The organism is Azohydromonas sediminis, from assembly GCF_003574675.1.
Taxonomy (GTDB): Bacteria; Pseudomonadota; Gammaproteobacteria; order Burkholderiales; family Burkholderiaceae_C; genus Calidifontimicrobium; species Calidifontimicrobium sediminis.
Genome location: NZ_QOAZ01000121.1, coordinates 1 through 519, shown reverse-complemented (window position 1 = coordinate 519; position 519 = coordinate 1). Strand labels below are relative to the sequence as shown.

Annotated in this window: 1 pseudogene; it reads right to left on the bottom strand. The window is 72.1% G+C overall.

What is annotated here, in order from left to right:
* Positions 1-365 (bottom strand): annotated as a pseudogene (locus tag DRV96_RS17915) (helix-turn-helix domain-containing protein); the annotation flags it as partial.
* Between the last annotated feature and the right edge of the window lie 154 nt (positions 366-519).

Genomic DNA, 519 nt, shown 5'->3' with positions numbered 1-519 from the left:
CCTCGATGACGCGTCTGTGCGTGCGCGCGCAGCACGCGCTGGAACGATGACTCGCTGGCGATGTACACGCCTTCGTCGGCCAGCGCCGGCACGATACGCGCCGGGGGCATGTCCGCAAAGCGCGCCTCGTTGGCCACGTGCAGGATCTGCTCGCGCTCCTCGGGCGTGAGCGCGTGCGCCGGTGTCGGGCGCACGGCCGCGGGCCTGCCGTCGCCCGAGACGAGCCCGCCGTGGGCCTTCCAGCGCTGCAGCGTGCGCACGTCGATGCCGCCGACCTCGCAGGCCAGGCGCAGCCGCGCGCCGGCCCGGTGGGCCACTTCGATGTCTCGGGCCAGGCTCTGGCGATCTTCGAGGCCGATCATTCGTCGGACCTGCGAAATTCACATCAACGCCGGTTGTGGGCGACGACGGACGCCGGCGACGCCGCGCGAGGGCGGCCAGAGCTTGCCGACGTGCGCAGATGCCCCGGCGGCGGATTCCACGGCAAGCCGGCCGTACAGCATCAGAACGTTCAGGACC